The organism is Gibbsiella quercinecans (assembly GCF_002291425.1).
GTDB classification, from domain to species: Bacteria; Pseudomonadota; Gammaproteobacteria; order Enterobacterales; family Enterobacteriaceae; genus Gibbsiella; species Gibbsiella quercinecans.
In genome coordinates, this window is the sequence record NZ_CP014136.1 from 1819153 (window position 1) to 1843691 (window position 24539).

The window sequence follows — 24539 nt, forward strand, 5'->3', positions numbered from 1 at the left end:
ACAGAGGGCGCCGAAAACCCCCTCTGCCTTGCTTAAACTCAGGATTTGATAATAACTTTACCACGCAGCACGTCTAACAATTGCACAACCAAATTTGTTACCAATTGTTCGCCATCCAGGTGAATATCCGGGGCCTGCGGCGCCTCATAAACGGAATCGATGCCGGTGAAGTTACGCAGTTCACCGGCGCGGGCTTTTTTGTATAAACCTTTGGGATCGCGCGCTTCGCAAATCGCCAGCGGCGTATCGACAAACACTTCGATAAACCGGCCGTCATCCAGCATTTCACGCACCATTTGCCGCTCTGCACGGTGCGGCGAGATGAACGCCGTCAGCACCACCAGCCCGGCGTCGACCATCAAACGGGCCACTTCCCCCACCCGGCGGATGTTCTCGCGCCGGTCATCGTCAGAGAACCCCAGATCGCGGCACAAACCGTGGCGCACGTTGTCACCGTCCAGCAGATAGGTGCTGACGCCGTAAGCGTGCAACGCCTGTTCCAACGCGCCGGCAACGGTGGATTTCCCCGAGCCGGAAAGCCCGGTAAACCACAGCACCACGCCCTGATGGCCGCTACGCGCCTCGCGATCGGCACGCGTCACCGCATGCGGGTGCCAGACCACGTTTTCATCATCCGGCCCGGTCAGCCGTTGTTGTGCATCGGCCACCTTATTTTCCCCCAAGCAAATCACGCAGATCGCGCGTACCCCAGTGCGGGAAATGTTTGCGGATCAAGGCATTAAGTTCCAGCTCAAACGCGCTGAATTCGCCGGCCGCGGCGGGAGTATCCTGCAGCGTTTCGCGGATCAACCCGGCGCCCACGGTCACGTTGGTCAGGCGATCGATAACGATCAGGCCGCCGGTGTCGTGGTTGCGCTGATAACTATCAAGCACCAGCGGCTCGTCAAACGTCAGCTCCACCAGCCCAATACCGTTCAGCGGCAGCGTGTCCACCTCGTGCTGGGTCAGAGAGTTAATCTCAACCTGATGACGGATGCTCACCACCCGGGCGCGGGTTTTCTTGCCGGCCACTTTGATATCGTAGCTTTGCCCCGGCAGCAAGGTTTGCTCCGCCATCCACACCACGTCCACCAACGCGCTTTGCACCGGCTGGAGCGTTTCATCGGCGGCGACCAGCAAATCGCCACGGCTGATATCAACTTCGTCCTTCAGCACCAGGGTGATCGCTTCACCAGGCACCGCTTCCTGCAGATCGCCATCAAAGGTGACGATGCGCTCGACGGTCGATTCCACGCCGGAAGGCAGCACCTTCACCCGCTGGCCGACGCGCACCACACCGGCGGACAGCGTGCCGGCATAGCCGCGGAAATCCAGGTTCGGGCGGTTAACGTACTGCACCGGGAAGCGCAGCGGCTGCTGTTCACGCTCGCTGATGACGTCCACGGTTTCCAGCACTTCCAGCAGCGTTGGGCCGCTGTACCACGGCATTTTTGCGCTTTGAGTCGCTACATTATCGCCATCCAACGCCGACAGGGGCACAAACTTGATGTCCAGATCGTTGGGCAGTTGCTGCGCAAAGGCCAGATAATCCTCGCGGTACTGTTCAAAAACCGCTTCGCTGTAATCCACCAGGTCCATCTTGTTCACCGCCACCACCAAATGGCGGATGCCAAGCAGCGTGGCGATAAAGCTATGGCGCCGGGTTTGATCCAACACCCCCTTGCGCGCATCGATCAGCAGGATCGCCAGATCGCAGGTGGAAGCGCCGGTGGCCATGTTGCGGGTGTACTGCTCATGGCCCGGGGTATCGGCAATGATAAATTTGCGCTTTTCGGTTGAGAAATAGCGATACGCTACGTCAATGGTGATGCCCTGCTCGCGCTCGGCCTGCAGGCCGTCCACCAGCAGCGCCAGATCGAGCTTTTCGCCCTGCGTGCCCAGGCGCTTGCTGTCGGTATGCAGCGTGGAGAGCTGATCTTCATAGATCTGGCGGGTATCGTGCAACAAGCGGCCGATCAGGGTGCTCTTGCCGTCATCGACGCTGCCGCAGGTCAGGAAGCGCAGCAGGCTTTTGTGTTGCTGGGCGTGCAGGTAGGCTTCTACACCGCCCTGCTCGGCAATTTGTTGTGCAATAACGTTGTTCATCCGGCGGCTCCTTAAAAATACCCTTGACGCTTTTTCAGCTCCATGGAGCCGGACTGATCGCGGTCGATCATCCTGCCCTGGCGTTCGCTGGTGGTAGAGATCAGCATCTCTTCGATGATCTCCGGCAAGGTTTGCGCCGTGGATTCCACCGCGCCGGTCAACGGCCAGCAGCCGAGGGTGCGGAAACGCACCATGCGTTGTTCGATCACTTCGCCGGGCTGCAGATCAATACGATCGTCGTCCACCATCATCAGCATACCGTCGCGCTCCAGCACCGGGCGCGGCTTGGCCAGATACAGCGGCACGATATCGATCTTTTCCAGGAAGATGTACTGCCAGATGTCCAGCTCGGTCCAGTTCGAGAGCGGGAACACGCGGATGCTTTCGCCCTTGTTGATCTGGCCGTTGTAGTTGTGCCACAGCTCCGGGCGTTGGTTTTTCGGATCCCAACGGTGGAAGCGATCGCGGAAGGAATAGATACGCTCTTTGGCGCGCGATTTCTCTTCATCACGCCGCGCGCCGCCGAAGGCGGCATCAAAACCGTACTTGTTCAGCGCCTGCTTCAGGCCTTCGGTTTTCATGATGTCAGTGTGTTTGGCGCTGCCGTGCACAAAGGGATTGATCCCCATAGCGACCCCTTCGGGGTTTTTATGCACCAGCAGTTCGAAGCCGTATTCTTTGGCCGTGCGATCGCGGAATTGGTACATTTCACGGAATTTCCAACCGGTATCCACATGCAGCAGCGGGAACGGCAAGGTGCCCGGGTAAAAGGCTTTACGCGCCAAATGCAGCATGACGGAGGAGTCTTTACCAATCGAGTAAAGCATCACCGGGTTAGCAAACTCAGCGGCAACTTCACGGATAATATGGATACTCTCCGCCTCCAATTGCCGCAAGTGAGTGAGTCGTTTTTCGTCCATATACAGATCCTTACGCCAAATTTACGACGGCTGGGCGCACCTGCCCCGCCGCCTGCGATTGCTGCCCAAACCAGGCAATTTGATGATGAAGCGCCACAACCTCGCCGATCACCAGCAAGGCCGGGAGCGGCGCCTGTTGCGCTAATTGTTCAAGCTGCTGCAGCGTGCCGATTTGCACCTGTTGATCGGGGCGGGTGCCACGGCTGATCACCGCCACCGGCGTCTCCGCCGCGCGGCCATGGGCTATCAGGCGCTGGCTGATCTCCGCCGCCGTCATGGTGCCCATATAAATAGCCAGCGTCTGCCGGGCGCGCGCTAAATCCGCCCAGTCCAACCCTTCACCGTCGGAACGGCTGTGGCCGGTAATAAAAGTCACGCTCTGGGCATGATCGCGGTGCGTCAACGGGATGCCGGCATAGGCCATCGCCCCTGCCGCGGCCGTCACGCCCGGCACCACCTGAAACGGGATCCCCGCAGCAGCGGCCACCTGCAGCTCTTCGCCGCCGCGCCCAAAGATGAACGGATCACCCCCTTTCAGGCGCACCACGCGTTTCCCCTGCTGCGCCAGTTCCACCAACAGGCGGTTGGTTTCCTCCTGGATCACCGAATGCGCGCCCGCGCGTTTACCCACGCAGATCCGTTCCGCATCGCGGCGCACCAGTTCCAGCACGTCTTCGCTCACCAAGTGATCGTAGAGCACCACGTCGGCCTGCTGTATCACCTGCAGGCCGCGCAACGTCAGCAGCCCAACGTCGCCCGGCCCGGCGCCCACCAGTGCGATGTCACCCTGCGAGCGTTCATTACCGGCGGCAAAGGCGGTTAAATCCTGTTCCATATCCTGTGCGGCCTGCGCGGCCTGGCCAGTGGCCACCAGCGTGGCAAAACGCCCGCCAAAGGTTCTTTCCCAAAAGCGGCGACGTTGATCAACGCTGGGTAATGCTTGCTTCACGCGCTGGCGAAAGCCGCCGGCCAGTTCAGCCATGGTGCCCAGGCTGGCCGGCAACAGCGCTTCCAGTTTTTCACGCAGCATGCGCGCCAGCACCGGTGCCTGGCCGCTGGAAGAGATGGCCACCATCAGCGGCGCGCGCTCGACTATCGAAGGAAAAATAAATGAACAGCTCGGCTGATCGTCAACCACATTAGCTAGCACGCGGCGTTTGTCCGCTGCGGCGAATACCGCGGCGTTTAACGCCGGATCATTGGTGGCGGCAATCACCAGAAAAACGTCGTCCAACTGTGCAGGGGAAAAAGCCTGCCCCAGCCAGTGGATGTTCCCCTGCTGGCGAAGGTGCTCCAACTCGGTTGAAAGCGACTGCGCAACTATCCGTATTTCAGCCCCAGCGCGCTGAAGAAAGGAGACTTTGCGCGCAGCCACTTCACCGCCGCCAACGACCAGTACCGGGCGTTGTTTCAGATCGGCAAAAATAGGTAGATAGTCCACAACAGCCTTTGTCATATAACAGAAAGATAGTGTGACTATACGGGCTGTTATTTAGCCCCTGAAATGACGAAAAGGAATGACTAGTTCCTTTATGGAATAAAGGGTGCGATACGAAACCAAGCCTGACGATAAGCCAGCGCATGGCTATTTGCCCCGTGAAGGCTTATCCATAGGGAAATCAGGGGGAAGCACACCACCAGGCGCAAAAGCGGTAAATAAAATTTTGCACATTCGGGCAAAAATTAAGAGCAAGTGAAATTGTGTAATCAGGGGAGCAGCATCATACTGAACATCACAAAAAATAACTGCAGTGCCGATATCAGAGAAGGATTTTCCGATATGTTTTCCCGTTTTTACCTGAAGGCCGGTCTGCTCGCGGTGGCCTTGGGTGCCGTTTTCAACGTTTCCGCCACCACAGCGCACGCGGCAAAAGAAATGCCATTGGGCCAATTTGCCGCCGGGCAGATCCGCCACATTGCGACCTATTTCCCCGGCAGAATGGCCGGCAGCCCAGCGGAATTGCTTACCGCAGACTACCTGAAGCAGCAGTTCATCAACATGGGTTACCAAAGCGACGTTCGCAGTTTCAACACTCGCTATCTCTATACCAGTAAAGACGGCAAACAAAACTGGAACAACGTCACCGCCAGCTCGGTGATTGCCGCCAAGCCCGGCGAGACGCCGAAACAGATCCTGATCGTCGCCCACTTTGACACCTATCTGCCGCAAAGCGACGCCGATCTAGATCACAACCTCGGCGGCCTGACGTTACAGGGCGTGGACGATAACGCCTCTGGCGTCGGCGTGATGCTTGAGCTGGCGCAACGGATGAAAGATATCCCCACCCACTACGGCCTGCGTTTTATCGCGACCAGCGCAGAAGAGATTGGCGCGCTCGGCGCGCAAAACTATCTGCAGCGAATGAGTGAAGACGAGAAGGCGAATACCGTGTTGGTGATCAATCTCGACAGCCTGATCGCCGGCGATCGTCTCTACTTCTCTGCCGGGCGCAATACGCCTGCGGATGTGGCCAAAACCACCCGCAATCGCGCGTTAAGTATTGCTCGCCGCTATGGGATCGCCGCCGCTATTCCGCCGGGCAATAAAAAAACCGGTAAGGAAAGCGCGGATGATGATGCCTTTGATCAGGCAAAATTCCCCACGTTGACGATGGAAGCGGCCAACTGGACGTTAGGGAATAAAGATGAGGATTTGCAACGTGCGATCAGCCCGCACTTCCCACAGGGGCTGACGCGGCACCGGCCGCAGTATGACAACCTGCAATACCTGGAACGCTATATGCCAGGGCGCATCGACAAGCGCAGCCGTGAAAGCGTGCAGATTCTGCTGCCGTTGATCAAAGAACTGGCGCAGGCGCACCCGGCAAAATCAGCCAAGGGCTAGGCGGGGCGCCACGGTAAGGGCCCGGTTAACAGGCCCTGCTACGGTTAGCCTTCGTGCAACCCGCATTCACGCTTAAGGCCGAAGAAACGGGTTTCCTCTTCGCTCATGCCCGGTTCCCATTTACGGGTCGTGTGAGTGTCGCCGACCGACAAGTAGCCTTGCTCCCACAGCGGGTGATAGCCAAGCCCGTGTTCGGTCAGGTACTGATAGATTTTACGGTTATCCCACTCAATAATCGGCAGAAGTTTGAAAACCCCGCGCTGCACCGCCAACACCGGCAGGTTGGCGCGGCTGCCAGACTGTTCGCGCCGTAGGCCGGCAAACCAGGTTTGGGCGCCGAGCGTTTGCAAAGCGCGGTTCATCGGCTCAACCTTGTTGATCAGGTTGTATTTCTCAATGCCTTCCACCCCTTGTTCCCAAAGCTTGCCGTAGCGCGCTTCTTGCCAGGCCGGTGACTGCTCGGCGCGGAACACCTTCAGGTTCAACTGCAGTTGGTCCACCAGTTGATCGATAAACTGGTAGGTTTCCGGGAACAGATAGCCGGTGTCGGTGAGGATCACCGGGATATCCGGTTTGATGCGCGTCACCAGGTGCAGGCACACGGCGGCCTGGATACCAAAACTGGATGACAGCACAAACTCACCGGGCAGCTGTTCCAGCGCCCATGCCACGCGCTGTTCCGCCGACAGGGTTTCCAACTGCGCATTAACGGCCGCCAGTGCCTGTTCTTGCTCGGGCTTGGGCAACGCGCTCAGCGCCGCCAGATCGAATTCAGCCATATGTCCGGCCTCCAGATGCTTGATGATGGCCCCTCACCCTAACCCTCTCCCATAGGGAGAGGGGATATGGGGGGTACCTTACCTATCGGGGAACGCCCCTCACCCTAGCCCTCTCCCACAGGGAGAGGGGATATAGGGGGTACCTAACCTACCGGCGAACGCCCCTCACCCTAGCCCTCTCCCACAGGGAGAGGGGATATAGGGGGTACCTAACCTACCGGCGAACGCCCCTCACCCTAGCCCTCTCCCACAGGGAGAGGGGATATAGGGGATACCTAACCTACCGGCGAACGCCCCTCACCCTAGCCATCTCCCACAGGGAGAGGGGATCGTTCGTGCTAATACTGCCGGCCCTGTGTCTTATTTCACAAAGCCTATTCCGGGCACCGGTTACTCCCTCTCCCTGTGGGAGAGGGGCGGGGTGAGGGCAAGCGGGCGCCGGTAATCAATCCCAGAAATCGCGTGCGGAATCCACCACCGGCTTAATAATGCCGGTACGCACGGTGAAATCACCGAACCCCTCGCCCGCCTGGCGCTCTTTCGCCCAGCGGCCGACCAAGTGATCGATCTCTTTCAGGATTTCTTCTTCATTAATATTCTCACGGTACATCCGCGGGATCCTTGTGCCCTCACGGTTACCGCCCAGATGCAAGTTATAACGGCCAATGGCTTTGCCCACCAGGCCAATTTCCGCCAACAGCGCGCGGCCACAGCCGTTCGGGCAGCCGGTGACGCGCAGCACGATGTACTCGTCGCCCACGCCGTGCTGATGCATAATCGCTTCCACTTTGGAGACGAACTCCGGCAGAAAACGTTCGGCTTCCGCCATCGCCAGCGGGCAGGTCGGGTACGACACGCAGGCCATCGAGTTCTTACGCTGTTCCGTCACGTTGTCGTCAATCAGACCATACTTGCGCGCCAGCGCTTCGATCTTGGCCTTTTGCCGTGTCGGCACGCCGGCCACGATCAGGTTTTGGTTGGCCGTCAGGCGGAAGTCCCCTTTATGGATCTTGGCAATTTCAGCCACGCCGGTTTTCAATGGCCGGCCCGGATAATCCAACAAACGCCCGTTTTCAATAAACAGCGTCAGATGCCAGTGGTTATCCACGCCCTTCACCCAGCCGATACGATCGCCGCGATCGGTAAACTCATACGGGCGAATCGGTTCAAACTTAATGCCGGCGCGCTTTTCCACTTCTTCGCGGAAAGCGTCAACACCCACGCGTTCCAAGGTATATTTGGTTTTGGCGTTTTTACGATCGGTGCGGTTGCCCCAGTCGCGCTGGGTGGTCACCACCGCTTCCGCCACCGCCATGATATGCTCCAGCGGAATATAGCCAAACTCACTGGCCTGGCGCGGATAGGTCTTTTTGTCGCCATGAGCGATGGATAAGCCGCCGCCAACCAGCAGGTTAAAACCGACCAGCTTACCGTTGTCGGCAATCGCGACAAAGTTCATGTCATTGGCGTGCAGATCAACATCATTCAGCGGCGGGATCACTACCGTAGTCTTAAACTTGCGCGGCAGATAGTTCGGCCCCAGGATCGGCTCTTCATCGGTGGTGGCCACTTTTTCCTGATCCAGCCAGATCTCCGCATAGGCGCGGGTGCGCGGTAGCAGGTGCTCGGAAATCTTCTTCGCCCATTTATAGGCTTCCTGGTGCAGCTCGGACTCCACCGGGTTAGAGGTACAAAGCACGTTGCGGTTCACGTCGTTGGCGGTCGCCAGCGAATCCAGCCCCAGTTGGTTCAGTAACTGGTGCACTGATTTCAGATCGCGCTTCAGGATGCCGTGGAACTGAAAGGTCTGGCGGTTGGTCAGGCGGATGCTGCCATACAGCGTATTTTCCTGTGCGAACTTATCGATGCCCAACCACTGCTGCGGCGTCATCACACCGCCAGGCAGGCGGCAACGCAGCATCATCGCATGGCGCGGCTCCAGCTTCTGTTCGGCGCGCTCAGCGCGGATATCACGGTCATCCTGCTGGTACATACCGTGAAAACGGATCAACAGGAAGTTATCACCGTTGAAGCCGCCGGTCAGCCCGTCGTTTAAATCTTCGGCGATAGTGCCGCGCAGGAAGTTACTTTCGTGCTTCATGCGTTCGGCATCAGCCAGTTTGCCTTCTACCACCAGAGGCCCGGTGTGTTTATCACTCATCAGTAAACATCTCGCTGATAACGGCGCTCAAAGCGCAGCTCACTTAAAAATTCATCTGCCTGCTCGGTATCCATGCCACCGTGCTCGGCCACCAGTTCCAGTAATGTGTTCTCAACGTCTTTCGCCATGCGATTCGCATCGCCGCAGACGTAAATGTGCGCGCCTTCCTGAATCCAGCGCCACACTTCCGCACCCTGTTCACGCAATTTGTCTTGTACATAGACTTTATGTTGTTGATCGCGCGACCAGGCCAAATCGATACGGCTCAGCAGGCCGTCTTTGACGTAGCGCTGCCATTCAACCTGGTAAAGAAAATCTTCGGTAAAGTGCGGGTTACCGAAGAACAGCCAGTTTTTGCCCGTGGCACCGTCGGCTTCACGCTGCTGCATAAAAGCGCGGAACGGGGCGATGCCGGTGCCTGGGCCAATCATGATTACCGGCGTATCCGGGTTAGCCGGCAGGCGGAAGTTCTCATTGTGCTCAATGAACACCCGCACCTCGCCATCTTCTTCCAGGCGATCGGCCAGGAAGCTGGAAGCGCCGCCGGCGCGCGGGCGGCCGTCAATCTCATAGCGCACCACGCCAACGGTGATGTGCACTTCGTCTTCGTTTTCCGCTTGTGAAGAGGCGATGGAATACAGGCGCGGCGTCAGCGGGCGCAGCAAACCGACCAGTTGCTCGGCGCTGAGATCCACCGGCGCCTGGCGCACCATATCGACAATCGGCGTATTGCGGGCGTAGTGCTGCAATTTGGCTTTGTCGGCCAGCAGTTCAATCAGCTTCTCATCGCGTGCCAGCGCAGTGTACTTTTCAACGATCGGCGTGGTGTTCTGCGTCAGTTCAAAGTGGCTGCGCAGCGCCTGCGCCAGCGGTAAGGTTTTGCCTTCCACCGCAACCGGCTCATCGCCCTTCAGCCAAAGCAGTTGCACCAACTCATCCACCAACGCCGGATCGTTTTCAAACCACACGCCCAGCGCGTCGCCGGGTTGGTAGCGCAGGCCGGCGTCACCCAGATCGATTTCGATATGGCGCACGTCTTTATCCGAGCCGCGGCCGGTGATCTTTTGGTTGACCGACAGCGTGGCGGTCAGCGGCTGTTCTTTGCTGTATGGGCTGCTGTCTATCTGATCGATAGCGCCGCTGGCCAGCACGCCGGGGGCGGCGTTTTCCGCCGGGGCGCGCGATTTAAGCACCTCAACCACCTGCCGGCGCCAGGCCGCCGCCAGCTCTTGGTATTCCACATCGGCATCAACGCGCTCCACCAGGCGCTCGGCGCCCAGTTCGGCGAGCCTGGCATCGAAATCCTTACCAGACTGGCAGAAATTCTCATACGAGGTATCGCCCAGGCCAAAGACGGCAAACGCGGTGTTATCCAGCTTGGGCGCTTTTTTCGAATGCAGGAATTTATGCAGCGCCACAGCTTCTTCCGCCGGTTCCCCTTCCCCTTGGGTGGAGGCGATAATAATCAGCAGCCGCTCTTGCGCAATCTGCTTGAATTTATAATCACCGGCGTTCACCAGAGTGACATCCAGTTTGGCCGCCAACAGCTCATCACGCAGTTGTTCCGCCAGGCGGCGTGCATTACCGGTTTGTGAAGCCGAAATCAAGGTGATGCCGGCCGCTGTGGCCGATGGCGGGGTGAGCGCCGTGGCGGTAGCGCCGGGTTGCTGGTTGACCATTCCCCAGAAATACCCCGACAGCCAAGCCAGCTGCGTCGGTGAATAATCGCCAATCGCCGTCTGTAAGCGTGACAGCTGTTCGGGCGACAGTGGGAGCAAAGAAGTTGGAGGAGCCTGAGTCGTCATTGCGCACATGTTTCCTATACGTAGCCAGTACTGGATGCCGGCTTTTCGTTGTGTTCCGTGTCCTGAAAAGATCAGGTGAGTTTGTAAGGTTACAGAGCAGAATAACAACAAATAAATAAGGGATAGCAATAAATAATAACCAAAATGACTAAGCTGTTTTTCTGGTAATGGATAACGGTTAAATCACTAAATAATTATTTTTATTTATTTGAAATAAAAGGGTTTTTAAATGCTGTTTTTGAATGAATCGCATTTGCGGCTAACTTGCTGTACGGGTAAGCAGAGGTCAGACCAAACAAAAAAACTGTTAAGCAGCGCCGCGCGGCAGTGTGTAGCAACAAACGCGGTATAAATGGCATGCAGCGCTGCTTTCCGGTACTATGCGGCGGTTTTTGAGTCAATGAGGCCGTTATAATGGCAACCACGCTGTTTAAAGATTTTACGTTCGAAGCCGCACACCTGCTCCCGCACGTGCCTGAAGGCCATAAATGCGGCCGGCTGCATGGGCATTCTTTCATGGTGCGGCTGGAAGTCACCGGTGAAGTGGATCCCCATACCGGCTGGGTTATCGATTTTGCTGAGCTTAAAGCGGCATTCAAACCCGTCTGGGAACAGCTGGATCACCACTACCTCAACGAGGTGGAAGGGTTGGAAAACCCCACCAGCGAAGTGCTGGCTGCCTGGATCTGGCGCCAAATGAAACCACGGCTGCCGCTGCTTTCCGCCGTCATGGTAAAGGAAACCTGCACCGCAGGCTGCATCTACAAAGGTTAACGATAAGGGCGCTGCAACAGCGCCCTTATTTCAGGCAATATCCAGATATTTGTGCGTCTGCATTGAAAGCCGCCAATTGCGCGCAATGCAGGTTTCGATACACAGGCGCGTCGCCTCTTCTTTCCGGCTAATCGGCTGCAGGGCAATCACCCGCTGTTTATCATCGTGCAACGTCGCCAGCAGTGCATCCAGGGCCTCAATATCGCGCTGCCGCCCCACCGGGTGCTTTATCTCATCGGCACGCGCCAGCGCCGTGGGCAACACCTTGAGGCCGCCACGCATATTCACTTTCGGCGATACCGTCACCCAGGTGCCCGGCGAGCACAGGATGGTATGTGTGCCGCTGGTTTCTATCTGGCAAGAAAAGCCGTGCTGTTCAAACAGGGCAGTTAACGGGGCCAGATCGTGTATACAGGGCTCGCCGCCGGTGATGACAATATGGCGTGCGGTATAACCCTGCTGGCGCACCACCGCCAGCAACTGTTCGGCGCTGGCGCTGCCCCACGCGGCGCTCTCTTGCGTTTTCACCAGGATCCGCTGCAGATCCACTTCCCGATTGGCGTCCTTTTCCCAGGTATGTTTGGTATCGCACCAGCTACAGCCAACCGGGCACCCCTGCAGGCGGATAAAAATCGCAGGAACACCGGTGAAATAGCCTTCACCCTGCAAGGTCTGGAACATTTCGTTAATCGGGTACTGCATTTGTTTCTCAATTCAGCAAATTTAAAGCGCGATTATCGCAGATTCCCCCGCCGCCACCAAATTGCATCTTCCTGCAGCCGCTCGGGCGATATCTCACGCGCGGCCCCATCATCGCAGCACAAAACGCAGGCGAAAAAAAACCCGCCGCAGCGGGTTTTATCTACCAACGAAACAAAAGGCGTGATTACTGGCCTTTGATTTCTTTACGGCCGTTGAATGGTGCGCGGTCGCCCAGCGCTTCTTCAATACGGATCAGTTGGTTATATTTGGCAACGCGGTCAGAACGGCTCATAGAACCGGTTTTGATCTGGCCAGCAGCAGTACCTACCGCCAGGTCGGCGATGGTTGCATCTTCGGTTTCACCGGAACGGTGAGAGATAACCGCGGTGTAGCCAGCGTCTTTCGCCATCTTGATAGCAGCCAGCGTTTCGGTCAGAGAACCGATCTGGTTGAATTTGATCAGGATGGAGTTAGCGATGCCTTTATCGATACCTTCTTTCAGGATCTTGGTGTTGGTAACGAACAGGTCGTCGCCCACCAGCTGAATTTTGTCGCCCAGCACTTTGGTCTGGTATGCGAAGCCATCCCAGTCAGATTCGTTCAGGCCATCTTCGATGGACACGATCGGATATTCTTTGGTCAGGCCTTCCAGGTAATGAGTGAATTCCTGAGAAGTGAAGGTTTTGCCTTCGCCTTTCAGCTCATAGTTACCGGTTTCGCTGTTGTAGAATTCAGAAGCTGCACAGTCCATCGCCAGGGTAACGTCTTTACCCAGCACGTAACCTGCTTTTTCTACGGCTTCTTTGATAGCAGCCAGCGCAGCAGCGTTGGATTCCAGGTTTGGCGCATAGCCACCTTCGTCACCTACTGCAGTGTTCATGCCTTTGGCTTTCAGCACTTTAGCCAGGTTGTGGAACACTTCAGAACCGATGCGAACCGCTTCTTTCAGGGTTTTCGCGCCAACTGGCTGAATCATGAATTCCTGAATATCAACGTTGTTGTCAGCGTGCTCGCCACCGTTGATGATATTCATCATAGGCAGGGGCATAGAGAATTTGCCTGGGGTGCCGTTCAGTTCAGCGATGTGTTCGTACAGAGGAATGCCTTTGGAAGCCGCAGCAGCTTTGGCTGAAGCCAGGGAAACAGCCAGGATAGCGTTAGCGCCGAATTTTGATTTGTTTTCAGTGCCGTCCAGATCGATCATGATTTTATCGATGTTAGCCTGGTCTTTAGCATCTTTACCCAGTACGGCTTCAGCGATTGGGCCGTTTACCGCAGCAACCGCTTTCAGTACGCCTTTACCCAGGAAACGAGACTTGTCACCGTCGCGCAGTTCCAGTGCTTCACGGGAACCGGTGGAAGCACCTGATGGCGCAGCAGCCAGGCCTACGAAACCACCTTCCAGATGCACTTCAGCTTCAACGGTAGGGTTGCCGCGTGAGTCGATGATTTCACGGCCGATGACTTTAACAATTTTGGACATATAGGTTTTCCTCAAGTCACAAGTTAAACTAAAACTCCAGACAACAACGCGCGGTTCTCACCGCGCGTTGTTCACTAAACGCTTATTTTACCTGACGTTTCTGGTATTCACCCGCCGCCTTGACGAAGCCGGCGAACAACGGATGCCCATCACGCGGCGTCGAGGTAAATTCCGGGTGGAATTGACAAGCGACAAACCACGGATGATCAGGCAATTCAACAATCTCAACCAGCTTGTTGTCGGCAGAGCGGCCCGCTACGCGGAGCCCCGCTGCTTCAATTTGCTTCAACAGCATATTGTTGACTTCATAGCGGTGACGATGGCGTTCAACAATCGTTGGCGTACCATACATGCGGCGCACCAGACTGTCATCCGTCAGATGGCACAGTTGACCGCCAACGCGCATGGTGCCGCCCAAATCGCCATCTTCCGTACGCACTTCAACATTGCCGTCTTCATCGCGCCATTCGGTAATCAACGCCACAACCGGGTACTTACAGTCCGGCACAAACTCGGTGGAGTTCGCGTTTTCCATTCCGGCCATGTTGCGGGCAAATTCCATCAGCGCAACCTGCATCCCCAGGCAAATACCCAGGTAAGGGATTTTGTTCTCGCGCGCATAGCGTGCGGCCATCACCTTACCCTCAACGCCACGGTAGCCGAAACCACCAGGGATCAGGATAGCATCCAAATTTTTCAGAACTTCGACGCCGCGGGTTTCAACATCCTGCGAATCGATCAGCTTGATATTTACGGTCAGACGGTTTTTCAGGCCGCCGTGTTTCAGCGCTTCAATCACAGACTTGTAAGCATCCGGCAGTTCAATATATTTGCCGATCATGCCGATAGTCACTTCGCCGCCTGGATTGGCTTCTTCGTAAATAACCTGTTCCCATTCAGCCAGGTTCGCTTCCGGTGCGTTCAGGCTGAATCGTTTACAAATATAATCGTCCAACCCCTGTGATTTCAATAGGCCAGGGATTTTATAAATAGAATCAACGTCTTTCAGGGAGATAACCGCTTTTTCCGGCACGTTGCAGAAAAGCGCAATTTTCGCGCGTTCATTGGCCGGAACGGCGCGATCTGAACGGCAAATAAGCACATCCGGCTGGATCCCGATTGAAAGCAGTTCTTTTACCGAGTGCTGGGTAGGCTTGGTTTTCACTTCGCCGGCGGCTGCCAGATACGGCACCAGGGTCAGGTGCATATACAGCGTGTGCTCACGGCCGACTTCCACCGCCATCTGGCGGATCGCTTCCAGGAACGGCAGGGATTCGATATCGCCGACGGTGCCGCCGATTTCAACCAGCACCACGTCATGGCCTTCGCCGCCTTCAATAATGCGCTCTTTGATGGCGTTGGTGATGTGCGGAATAACCTGAATGGTCGCGCCCAGATAGTCGCCACGGCGTTCTTTACGCAGAACGTCGGAGTAGATGCGGCCGGTGGTAAAGTTGTTGCGACGCGTCATTTTGGTGCGAATGAAGCGCTCGTAGTGGCCCAGGTCCAGATCGGTTTCTGCGCCGTCTTCGGTGACGAAAACTTCCCCATGCTGAATCGGGCTCATGGTGCCCGGATCCACGTTGATGTACGGGTCCAGTTTCATGATGGTAACGTTGAGGCCACGGGCTTCAAGAATAGCCGCCAGAGAGGCTGCGGCAATGCCTTTACCCAGAGAGGATACGACCCCGCCGGTCACAAAAATATAATTAGTTGTCATGCTGAACCTGAGAGTTTAGGTTTAAAGACGATGGAAGAACCAAGACGGGAAAGTAGTATACCCGAACCCGCCTTGACCTACAAACGATCGTTTTGCCATCCATCATCTCTGCCACCACCGTGGGTTCATCCGGGTTAACCCCATCAAGACCCCCCATACAATATTTGTAAAACAACAGGTTAGCGTTAAAACTTCTCTTTTAGCAGCCTTCTGCGGCAAAAAAACACCTTACAATTCAGTTTGTTGCTCTTTACACACGTTGCTCTGGCGCCACAACCAATTCTGATGCGTAGCTTAACCGTTTCAGCTAGGGTGAATATTGTCGCCGATCAAACAATCAGTTTTCCTGCTGTTTCACCTGCTGCCAGGCCGCTTCCATTTGCTCCAGCGTGGCGTCGTTCATGCTCATGCCCTGCTGCCCGATAATCGCCTCAACCTGGCGAAAACGGCGTTCAAACTTGCGGTTCGCCGCCTGCAACGCATTTTCCGCCTTATGGCCCAAGTGACGGGTGAGATTCACCGTGGCGAACAGCAGATCGCCCAGTTCCTCTTCCAGCTTTTTCTCGTCCACCACCGCCTGACGCGCCTCGTGCATCACTTCGTCGATTTCTTCGTACACCTTGTCCACCACCGGCCCCAGCGTGTTCCAGTCAAAGCCGACCGCCGCACAACGCTTTTGGATTTTGTGCGCCTTCATTAACGCCGGCAGCGCCTGGGGAATATCATCCAGCGCAGAATGCAGCGCTTTTTCGGCGCGCTCTTGCGTTTTTATCTTTTCCCAGCGCGCGGCAACGGCGGCGGTATCAGCCGCACTGGCATCGCCAAAAATATGCGGATGGCGGCGTTCCAGCTTATCGCTGATGGCGTGGCAAATATCCTGGAAATCAAACAGCCCCTGCTCCTGGCCCATCTGGGCGTAAAACACCACCTGGAACAACAAATCGCCCAGTTCATCGCGCAGATCGTCATAATCCTGGCGTTGAATGGCATCCAGCACTTCGTAGGTTTCTTCCAGCGTGTAAGGCGCGATGCTGTCAAAGGTCTGCGTGCGATCCCACGGGCAGCCCGTCTGCGGGTCACGCAGCTTTTTCATGATGGTCAACAAGCGTTGCAATGATGTCACTTGGGTCATGGGTAAATCCTGAACAAATAAAAGCCCGGTATACCGGGCTTTGGATGGAAAGAAAAAGAGCGATCAGTTGCCGTGCAGGCGTTTGGCGTCGATCACGTCCGGCAGTTGGTTCAGCTTGGCGATCACCCGCCCCAGTACCACCTGGTTGTAGATCTCGATATCCATATCGATGGTGGCCAACTGTTTTTTGGTGTCGCTCCTGCTGGACACGCCCAGCACGTTGACCTTTTCATTGGCCAGGATAGTGGTGATGTCGCGCAGCAGGCCGCTGCGATCGTTGGCGATCACCCGCACCACCAGCGAATAACCGCTGGAGTAGCTTTCACCCCACACCGCATCGACAATACGTTCCGGCGCATTCTCTTGCAGCTCCGCCAACTGATCGCAATCCGCGCGGTGGATCGAGATACCGCGCCCGTGCGTAATAAAGCCGACGATATCGTCGCCCGGGATAGGCTGGCAGCAACGGGCAATGTGGTGCATCAGGTTGCCGACCCCTTCCACCACCACGCGGCCGTCGTCTTTTTTGCGCGTGGCCGGCGGCGCTTTCTGCTGCACCAGTTGGCGCAGCGCTTCGCGATCCTGCTCTTCGGCGCTTGGCTGGTTGAGCTTGCTTTGCAGGAAGTTCACCATCTGGTTCAGCCGGATATCGCCACCGCCGATCGCCGCCAGCACTTCATCCAGCGAGTTCATGTTGTAACGCGGGATCAGCAGTTTCTCGGCTTCTTTCAGGCTGATGCACAGATGCTCCAGTTCGTTATCCAGCATCTGCCGCCCGGCAAGGATGTTTTTATCGCGATCCTGCTTGCGGAACCAGTTGTGGATCTTCGAACGCCCGCGGCTGGTGGTGACATAGCCCAGGTTGGGGTTCAGCCAATCGCGGCTAGGGTTCGGCTGCTTCTGGGTGATGATTTCCACCTGGTCGCCCATCTGCAACTGGTAGGTGAACGGCACGATGCGCCCGCCAATCTTGGCGCCGATGCAGCGATGCCCCACATCGCTGTGGATGTGGTAGGCGAAATCAAGCGGCGTGGAGCCGGCGGGCAAATCCACCACGTCCCCCTTCGGGGTAAACACGTACACGCGGTCGTCGAAAACCTGGCTGCGCACTTCATCCAGCATCTCGCCGGAATCCGCCATCTCTTCCTGCCAGGCGATCAGTTTACGCAGCCACGCAATGCGTTCTTCATAGCCGGAACGCACCGTCGCGACGCCCACGCCTTCTTTGTATTTCCAGTGTGCGGCCACGCCCAGCTCGGCGTCTTCGTGCATCTGGCGGGTGCGGATCTGGATCTCAACCGTTTTGCCGCGCGGGCCAAGCACCACAGTGTGGATCGACTGGTAGCCGTTGGGTTTGGGGTTGGCGACATAGTCGTCAAACTCATCCGGCAAATGGCGGAAGTGGGTATGGACGATGCCCAACGCCGCATAGCAATCCTGCAGGCGCTCGGCCACAATGCGCACCGCTCGCACGTCAAACAGCTCGTCGAAAGCGAGGTGCTTCTTCTGCATTTTGCGCCAGATGCTGTAGATATGCTTTGGCCGGCCATAGATTTCGACCTTGATGCCTTCATCCGCCATCGCCTTGCGCAGCGAGGCCACAAAGTCATCAATAAACTGTTCACGATCGATACGCCGCTCATGCAGCAGCTTAGCGATACGTTTGTACTCTTCCGGATGCAGGTAGCGGAAGCAGAAATCCTCCAGCTCCCACTTAAGTTGGCCGATACCCAGGCGGTTGGCCAGCGGCGCATAGATATTCGAGCACTCTTTCGCCGCCAGCACGCGCTCGTCTTCCGGCGCGTCTTTCACTTCACGCAGGTGGGCAATACGCTCCGCCAGCTTGATCACCACGCAGCGGAAATCTTCCACCATCGCCAGCAGCATACGCCGCACGTTATCCACTTGCTCCGAGCCCATGGAATCGTTATGGGTGGCTTTCAACTGGCGGATGGCGTCCATGTCGCGCACGCCGTGCACCAGGCTGGTGATGTGCTTGCCGAAGGCTTCATCCAGCGCGGCTTCCTGCACCACGCCGGCATCCACCAGCGGGAACAGCAGCGCCGCGCGCATGCTGTCGTTATCCATGCTCAGCGTCGAGAGGATTTCCACCATCTCCAGGCCACGCCACAGCAGCAGTGCCGCATCCGGGTGGCCCTTGGTCTGCTGCTCACAATATTGCCAGGTTGCGGCCAACCGCTCACAAGACTGTGAATTGGATAACCCCAAGCTGGCAATCCACGCATCCAGTGCAAACTCTCCGGCCTTATTCAGATGTGCACTTCTTACCGCAACCATAACTTGACTTCTCCCTACTTTGCAGCGGCCGCCGGCGTCTTACCGTTAATAAACAGCGCCATTGACTCAAGATGCCCTGTGTGCGGGAACATATCCAGCATCCGTACACGAGCAAGACGATAACCGGCATCCAGCAACACTTTACTGTCGCGGGCCAGCGTGGCTGGGTTACAGGAGACGTAAACCACCCGCTCTGGTGCCAGTTTTACAATATGTGACATCACCCCGGCTGCGCCAGCGCGCGCGGGATCCAGCATCACTTTATCAAACCCTTGTGCTGCCCAAGGCTGCTGCTCAATGTCCGCTTCCAGGTTTTCATGGAAGAACGCGACATTTTCCAGCGAATTCTGATGTGCATTATACTGCCCATTCGCCACCAGCGTGGCAACACCTTCAATGCCGACAACCGCCCTGGCGCGCCGGGCCAACGGCAGCGTGAAGTTGCCCATGCCGCAGAAAAGATCCAACACCCGGTCGGTTGGCTGGATATCCAGCCACGCCATCGCCTGCGCCACCATTTGCTGATTGACGGCATCGTTCACCTGGATGAAATCGCGCGGGCTGAAGGTTAAGCGTAGACCGTCAACCTGATAATACGGTGCTTCACCGCACAGTTTATCCAGGCGTTCGCTGTCCGGCGCCAAATAAAGCGTCAGCGCGTTTTGCCGGGCGAACGCCAGCAGCGCCTGGCGATCCTTCTCCTGCAATACCGCCATGCAGCGCAGCACCAGCACCGATCCGTTGTCGGCCTGCACCAGTTCCGCATGGCCGAGATGCCGGGCGGCGTCCAGCCCCGCCAGGCAGCGGTACAGCGGCGCCAGCAGTTGTTCCAGCTCAGGCACCAGCACCGGGCACTGCCTGATGTTCACCAGTTCATTCGACGCCGCCTGGCGGAACCCCATCTGCAACTGCTGCTGCCTGGGCTGCCAGGCCAGCCCCAGCCGGGCCCGGCGGCGATAGCCATAGGCCGGGCCGGCGATTACCGCTTCGGGCTGTACGGCCACGCCGGTTTCACGGCCGATCAAACGCTGCAGCGCGGCGGCTTTGCTTTGCTGTTGCAGCGCCTCATCGGCATGTTGCTGTTGGCAGCCGCCGCATACGCCAAAGTGTGGGCAACGTGGTTCTACCCGCTGCGGGCTGCGGTTTAGCAGCTTTTTCAGCCGGCCTTTGGCGAACTGGCGCTTATCTTCCGTCAGTTGAATTTCCGCCTGTTCGCCCGGCAATACGCCCGGCACAAACACCGCTTTACCGTTGTGGCGCGCCACACCCTGGCCGAACGGATCGAGATCCGCTACCGCTACGGTTAATATTTGTGAAGCCTGCCGGGTCGTCACGCGGCGTTTGGGAGAGTAGAATTGCGCCATTATTTATCAATTATGTGCTGGTTTGTAAGCTTAGGAAGCTAGGATTAGCCTCAATTCTCCCACATTGGAACCTCATGACCAAATACAGCCTGCGTGCGCGCATGATGATACTGATCCTGGCGCCAACGTTATTGATAGGTTTGTTGCTCAGTACTTTCTTCGTTGTGCACCGTTACAACGAGCTGCAGGAACAGTTGGTGGATGCCGGCGTCAGCATCATCGAGCCGCTCGCCGTCGCCAGCGAATATGGCATGACGTTCCACAGCCGTGAATCGGTCAGGCAACTGGTTAGCCTGCTACACCGCCGCCATTCCGACATTGTACGTTCAATCACAGTGTTTGATGCGCAAAATAATCTGTTCGTCACGTCTAATTATCACCATAACGTCTCCCGGCTGCAGTTGCCCAAAGGTGTGCCAGTCCCCAGCGAACTGATGCTGACGCGCCGCGGCGATTCCCTGATCCTGCGCACACCGATCCTGCCTGAAAACCATTACCCGGACGAGGCCACCAGTACGGATGTCCAACAGGATCAGGATAACAATCTTGGCTATGTGGCGATCGAACTGGATCTGCAATCGATGCGCCTGCAGCAATATAAAGAAGTGTTCGTCTCCACGTTATTGCTGCTGCTGTGCATGTGTATCGCCATTTTGTTCGCCTACCGCCTGATGCGTGACGTGACCGGCCCGATTCGCAACATGGTGAACACCGTCGATCGCATCCGCCGCGGCCAACTGGATAGCCGGGTAGAGGGTTTCATGCTCGGCGAACTGCAAATGTTGAAAAACGGCATCAACTCGATGGCGATGTCATTGACCGCCTACCACGAAGAGATGCAGCAGAATATCGATCAGGCCACCTCGGATCTGCGGGAAACCCTGGAACAAATGGAGATCCAGAACGTCGAGCTGGATCTGGCGAAAAAGCGCGCTCAGGAAGCGGCACGCATTAAATCCGAATTCCTGGCGAATATGTCGCATGAACTGCGCACCCCGCTTAACGGGGTGATCGGCTTTACCCGCCAGATGCTAAAAACCGAACTGAGCGCCACCCAGGCCGACTATCTGCAAACCATCGAACGCTCGGCCAACAACCTGTTGTCGATCATCAACGATGTGCTGGATTTCTCCAAGCTGGAGGCCGGCAAACTGGTGCTGGAACATATTCCGTTCTCGCTGCGCGACACCCTGGATGAAGTGATCGTGCTGTTGGCGCCCAGCGCGCATGAAAAAGGGCTGGAGCTCACCCTGGACGTGCACAACGACGTGCCCGATCAGGTTATCGGCGACTCACTGCGCCTGCAGCAAGTGATCACCAACCTGTTAGGCAACGCGGTGAAATTCACCGAAACCGGCAACATCGATATCCGCATTGAGCAACGCAACCAACTGGCCCACCAGGTGGAGCTGGAAGTGCAGATCCACGATACCGGCATCGGTATCTCCGAACGCCAGCAATCACAGCTGTTCCAGGCTTTCCGCCAGGCGGACGCCAGTATTTCGCGCCGCCACGGCGGCACCGGGCTTGGGCTGGTGATCACGCAAAAGCTGGTGAAGGAGATGGGCGGCGATATCTGTTTCCACAGCCAGTTGAACCGTGGCTCCACCTTCTGGTTCCACATTACGCTCGATCTGAACGAAGACATGCTGTCACTGCCGCCAAGCCTGCCGGATCTGCGCGGGAAAACTCTGGCGTATATCGAGTCTAACCCGATCGCCGCCCAGGCAACGCTCAATATGCTGAGCGTCACCCAACTGGTGGTGACCCATTCCCCGACGCTCGGCCAACTGCCGAAAAATGATTACGACTTCCTGCTGATGGGGGTGCCGATCCCCTTCCGTGACAATATGGCGCAGCATACCGACATGCTAGTCGCGGCCCTGCGCTATGCCCGGCGGGTGATCCTGGCGTTGCCGAGCCAATCACAGCTTGACGCCGAACAGCTTAAAGCACAGGGCGCCATCGGCTGCCTGACCAAGCCCGTCACCAGTAACCGCCTGTTCCCGCTGCTACGCGCCGAAACGCCGTGCACGCCCCAGCCGCAGGCCGCGCATAAACGCCTGCCGTTAACCGTGATGGCCGTGGACGACAACCCGGCCAACCTGAAGCTGATTGGCACCTTGTTGGCGGAACAGGTTGAGCACACCCTGTTGTGCGAAAGCGGTGAAGAGGCCATTGCCCTGGCGCGCGATAACGTACTGGATTTGATTCTGATGGATATTCAGATGCCCAATATCGACGGTATCCGTACCAGCGAGCTGATCCACCAGATGCCGCACCACACCTCAACGCCGATCGTGGCCGTGACCGCCCACGCCATCAGCGGCGAACGTGAACACCTGCTTCAGGCCGGGATGGATGACTACCTGGCGAAACCTATCGATGAGGCCATGCTGACGCGGGTGCTGTCCCGCTATCACAGCAGCGGCCACGGCGATACCGTCACGGTGGTGCCGCGCGGCGGTACGGCTAGCGGCGAACCGCTGCTGTCCCTGGACTGGCCGTTGGCGCTGCGCCAGGCGGCCAACAAAGCCGATCTGGCGCAGGATCTGTTACAGATGCTGGTGGAATTCCTGCCGCAGGTTAGCGAACGGGTACAGGCGCTGCTGGAAGGCGTAGAGGATGACGGTATTCTGGATCTGATCCACAAACTGCACGGCAGTTGCAGCTACAGCGGCGTGCCGCGGCTCAAGCAATTGTGTTTCTATATCGAACAGCAGCTACGCCAGGGCGTCAGTCAACAAGAACTGGAGCCGGAATGGCTGGAACTGCTGGATGAAATTGAGCTGGTCAACCAGGCGGCAAAGGCCCATTTGGCCGCTGAGTAACCACTTCGCGACAGGCCGGCGGCGCAAGCTATTCAGCAGGGATAAAAAAGCCCCCTAAAGTAAGGGGGCCATGTTTCGTATAACGCCTGCGGGTTTTATTACTGCATCAGCAGGTACAGCGAGCTATCGCCGCGCAGAATGTTCAGCGCCAGAACGCTCGGTTTGCTGTCGAGGATTTTACGCAGCTCGCCCAGGTTTTGAATCGGCTGCTGGTTAACCCCAAGGATCACATCGCCCTTCTTCAGGCCAATACGCGCAGCGGCGCTGCCGGCTTTCACGTTATCCACCTTCACACCTTTCTGGTCGCCGACCTGGGTATTACTCAGTTCGGCCCCTTCGATACCGGTGTAGATATTGCCGGAATCCACCTGCGTTTGGGTGCTTTGCTCCAGCGTAACGTCAACGGTTACCGGTTTGCCATCACGGATGATGCCCAGGCTCATTTTGCTGCCGACCGGCAACGTGCCGATTTCGGCGCGGAACGCCGCGAAGCTGGAAATTGCCTTGCCGTTCATGGTGACGATCACATCCCCCGCTTTAATACCGGCCTTGGCAGCGGAAGACTTCGGCAGCACCTGGCTAACAAAGGCGCCACGCTGGGCGTCGACTTTCATGGCCTTGGCCAGCTCAGAGTTCAGCTCAGTCCCCATGATGCCCAATTCGCCGCGCTTGACCTGGCCGTATTCCACCATCTGCGACGTCAGGTTTTTCACCATGTTACTTGGGATCGCAAAGCCGATACCGATATTGCCGCCGTCCGGCGCCAGGATTGCGGTATTGATACCGATCAGCTCGCCGTTCAGGTTCACCAGCGCGCCGCCGGAGTTACCGCGGTTGATGGCGGCATCGGTCTGAATAAAGTTCTCGTAGTTTTCGATATTCAACCCGCTGCGCCCCAGCGCGGAAACGATACCCGAGGTGGCGGTTTCCCCCAGGCCATACGGGTTACCGATAGCCACGGTATAGTCACCCACGCGCAACTGATCGGAATCCGCCATCTTGATGGCCGTCAGGTTTTTGAAGTCTTTCAGTTGGATCAGCGCAATATCAGAACGCGGATCCTTACCGATCACCTTGGCATCGAAACGGCGGCCATCGCTGAGTTGCACCTGGATCTTGTTGGCGTTATCCACCACGTGGTTATTGGTCACCACGTAGCCTTTGGCCGCATCAATCACCACCCCGGCGCCCAACGCCTGGAATTTCTCCTGCGTGCTTTGCCCACCCTGGCCCTGGCCGCCGCCCTGGCACATTGGCGAACCCTGGAACGGCGAACCGTCCTGGCAGAAAGGAGAATTCTCGCCGAAGAACTGTTGGAACTGCTGCGGCATACGCGGCGTATTCACCGTGGTGCTGCCTTCAACGTTGATGCTCACTACGGAAGGCATCACTTTTTCCAGCATGGGAGCCAGGCTTGGCAACTGCTGCGACGTGGCGCTGGGTGCAACCACATCCGCCGCACTGGCCGTAACCGGCCCTACAGCCATACCAATACTGAATGCCAGGGCGCTCAAAACTAATGCGGTTTTTTTCATCTGTGTGTCTCTTAGAAAAGTCATTCAAGGAAAGATTGCATTCTTGTGTGCCTAATCAGAGTTTATTTATCGCCCGAAGTTCAG

At 57.0% G+C, this 24539-nt stretch carries 17 protein-coding genes; 3 read left to right on the forward strand and 14 right to left on the reverse strand.

The genetic code is table 11. From position 1 onward, the window contains the following. Positions 1–38: 38 nt before the first annotated feature. The 4 genes from cysC to cysG are packed head-to-tail and all read right to left on the reverse strand — an operon-like array spanning position 39 to position 4467. A complete protein-coding gene (gene cysC, locus ACN28Q_RS08510) occupies positions 39–668 on the reverse strand; it encodes an adenylyl-sulfate kinase (protein WP_095845944.1) in 630 nt (209 codons plus the stop codon). A gap of 1 nt (position 669) precedes the next feature. Beyond that, positions 670–2106, reverse strand: coding sequence for a sulfate adenylyltransferase subunit CysN (cysN, locus tag ACN28Q_RS08515; protein ID WP_095845945.1), 1437 nt, complete (start codon positions 2104–2106; stop codon positions 670–672). Between the two features lie 11 nt (positions 2107–2117). Further along, positions 2118–3026, reverse strand: coding sequence for a sulfate adenylyltransferase subunit CysD (gene cysD, locus ACN28Q_RS08520; RefSeq protein ID WP_095845946.1), 909 nt, complete (start codon positions 3024–3026; stop codon positions 2118–2120). A 10-nt stretch (positions 3027–3036) separates the two neighbouring features. Next, a complete protein-coding gene (gene cysG, locus ACN28Q_RS08525; protein WP_095845947.1) occupies positions 3037–4467 on the reverse strand; it encodes a siroheme synthase CysG in 1431 nt (476 codons plus the stop codon). A gap of 339 nt (positions 4468–4806) precedes the next feature. On the opposite strand from cysG, the gene ACN28Q_RS08530 reads away from it, so the two are divergent. After that, positions 4807–5871 carry an aminopeptidase gene (locus tag ACN28Q_RS08530; protein WP_095845948.1) on the forward strand — a complete coding sequence of 355 codons (1065 nt, stop codon included), beginning with the start codon at positions 4807–4809 and terminating at the stop codon, positions 5869–5871. A gap of 44 nt (positions 5872–5915) precedes the next feature. Here the strand turns inward: ACN28Q_RS08530 and ACN28Q_RS08535 are convergent, their stop codons facing one another. The 3 genes from ACN28Q_RS08535 to cysJ form a co-directional block, all read right to left on the reverse strand. Then, positions 5916–6650 (reverse strand): phosphoadenylyl-sulfate reductase, encoded by a 735-nt coding sequence (locus ACN28Q_RS08535; protein ID WP_095845949.1) that lies wholly within the window; start codon positions 6648–6650, stop codon positions 5916–5918. A 445-nt stretch (positions 6651–7095) separates the two neighbouring features. Next, a complete protein-coding gene (cysI, locus tag ACN28Q_RS08540; RefSeq protein WP_095845950.1) occupies positions 7096–8811 on the reverse strand; it encodes an assimilatory sulfite reductase (NADPH) hemoprotein subunit in 1716 nt (571 codons plus the stop codon). After that, positions 8811–10616: an NADPH-dependent assimilatory sulfite reductase flavoprotein subunit gene (cysJ, locus tag ACN28Q_RS08545; protein WP_095845951.1), complete on the reverse strand. Its 1806-nt coding sequence runs from the start codon at positions 10614–10616 to the stop codon at positions 8811–8813. The genes cysI and cysJ overlap by 1 nt, the downstream gene beginning before the upstream one ends. A gap of 411 nt (positions 10617–11027) precedes the next feature. Between cysJ and queD the strand changes: the two genes are divergently transcribed. Further along, the gene (gene queD / locus ACN28Q_RS08550) at positions 11028–11390 is read left to right on the forward strand and encodes a 6-carboxytetrahydropterin synthase QueD (protein ID WP_095845952.1); all 363 of its coding nucleotides are present in this window, start codon (positions 11028–11030) and stop codon (positions 11388–11390) included. Between the two features lie 30 nt (positions 11391–11420). On the opposite strand, the gene queE is transcribed toward queD, so the two are convergent. From queE to rlmD, 6 genes are all read right to left on the reverse strand, one after another. Next, a complete protein-coding gene (gene queE / locus ACN28Q_RS08555; RefSeq protein ID WP_095845953.1) occupies positions 11421–12092 on the reverse strand; it encodes a 7-carboxy-7-deazaguanine synthase QueE in 672 nt (223 codons plus the stop codon). A gap of 184 nt (positions 12093–12276) precedes the next feature. Next, a complete protein-coding gene (gene eno, locus ACN28Q_RS08560; protein WP_095845955.1) occupies positions 12277–13575 on the reverse strand; it encodes a phosphopyruvate hydratase in 1299 nt (432 codons plus the stop codon). An 82-nt stretch (positions 13576–13657) separates the two neighbouring features. Then, a complete protein-coding gene (gene pyrG / locus ACN28Q_RS08565) occupies positions 13658–15295 on the reverse strand; it encodes a glutamine hydrolyzing CTP synthase (RefSeq protein WP_095845956.1) in 1638 nt (545 codons plus the stop codon). A 337-nt stretch (positions 15296–15632) separates the two neighbouring features. Further along, positions 15633–16427, reverse strand: coding sequence for a nucleoside triphosphate pyrophosphohydrolase (mazG, locus tag ACN28Q_RS08570; RefSeq protein WP_095845957.1), 795 nt, complete (start codon positions 16425–16427; stop codon positions 15633–15635). 63 nt (positions 16428–16490) lie between these two features. Next, the gene (relA, locus tag ACN28Q_RS08575; protein WP_095845958.1) at positions 16491–18725 is read right to left on the reverse strand and encodes a GTP diphosphokinase; all 2235 of its coding nucleotides are present in this window, start codon (positions 18723–18725) and stop codon (positions 16491–16493) included. A 14-nt stretch (positions 18726–18739) separates the two neighbouring features. After that, positions 18740–20089, reverse strand: coding sequence for a 23S rRNA (uracil(1939)-C(5))-methyltransferase RlmD (gene rlmD, locus ACN28Q_RS08580; RefSeq protein WP_095845959.1), 1350 nt, complete (start codon positions 20087–20089; stop codon positions 18740–18742). A 74-nt stretch (positions 20090–20163) separates the two neighbouring features. Between rlmD and barA the strand changes: the two genes are divergently transcribed. Continuing rightward, the gene (gene barA / locus ACN28Q_RS08585; RefSeq protein WP_095845960.1) at positions 20164–22920 is read left to right on the forward strand and encodes a two-component sensor histidine kinase BarA; all 2757 of its coding nucleotides are present in this window, start codon (positions 20164–20166) and stop codon (positions 22918–22920) included. A gap of 98 nt (positions 22921–23018) precedes the next feature. Here barA and degP read toward each other — a convergent pair whose 3' ends face one another. Next, positions 23019–24455 carry a serine endoprotease DegP gene (degP, locus tag ACN28Q_RS08590; RefSeq protein ID WP_095845961.1) on the reverse strand — a complete coding sequence of 479 codons (1437 nt, stop codon included), beginning with the start codon at positions 24453–24455 and terminating at the stop codon, positions 23019–23021. Positions 24456–24539: the final 84 nt, after the last annotated feature.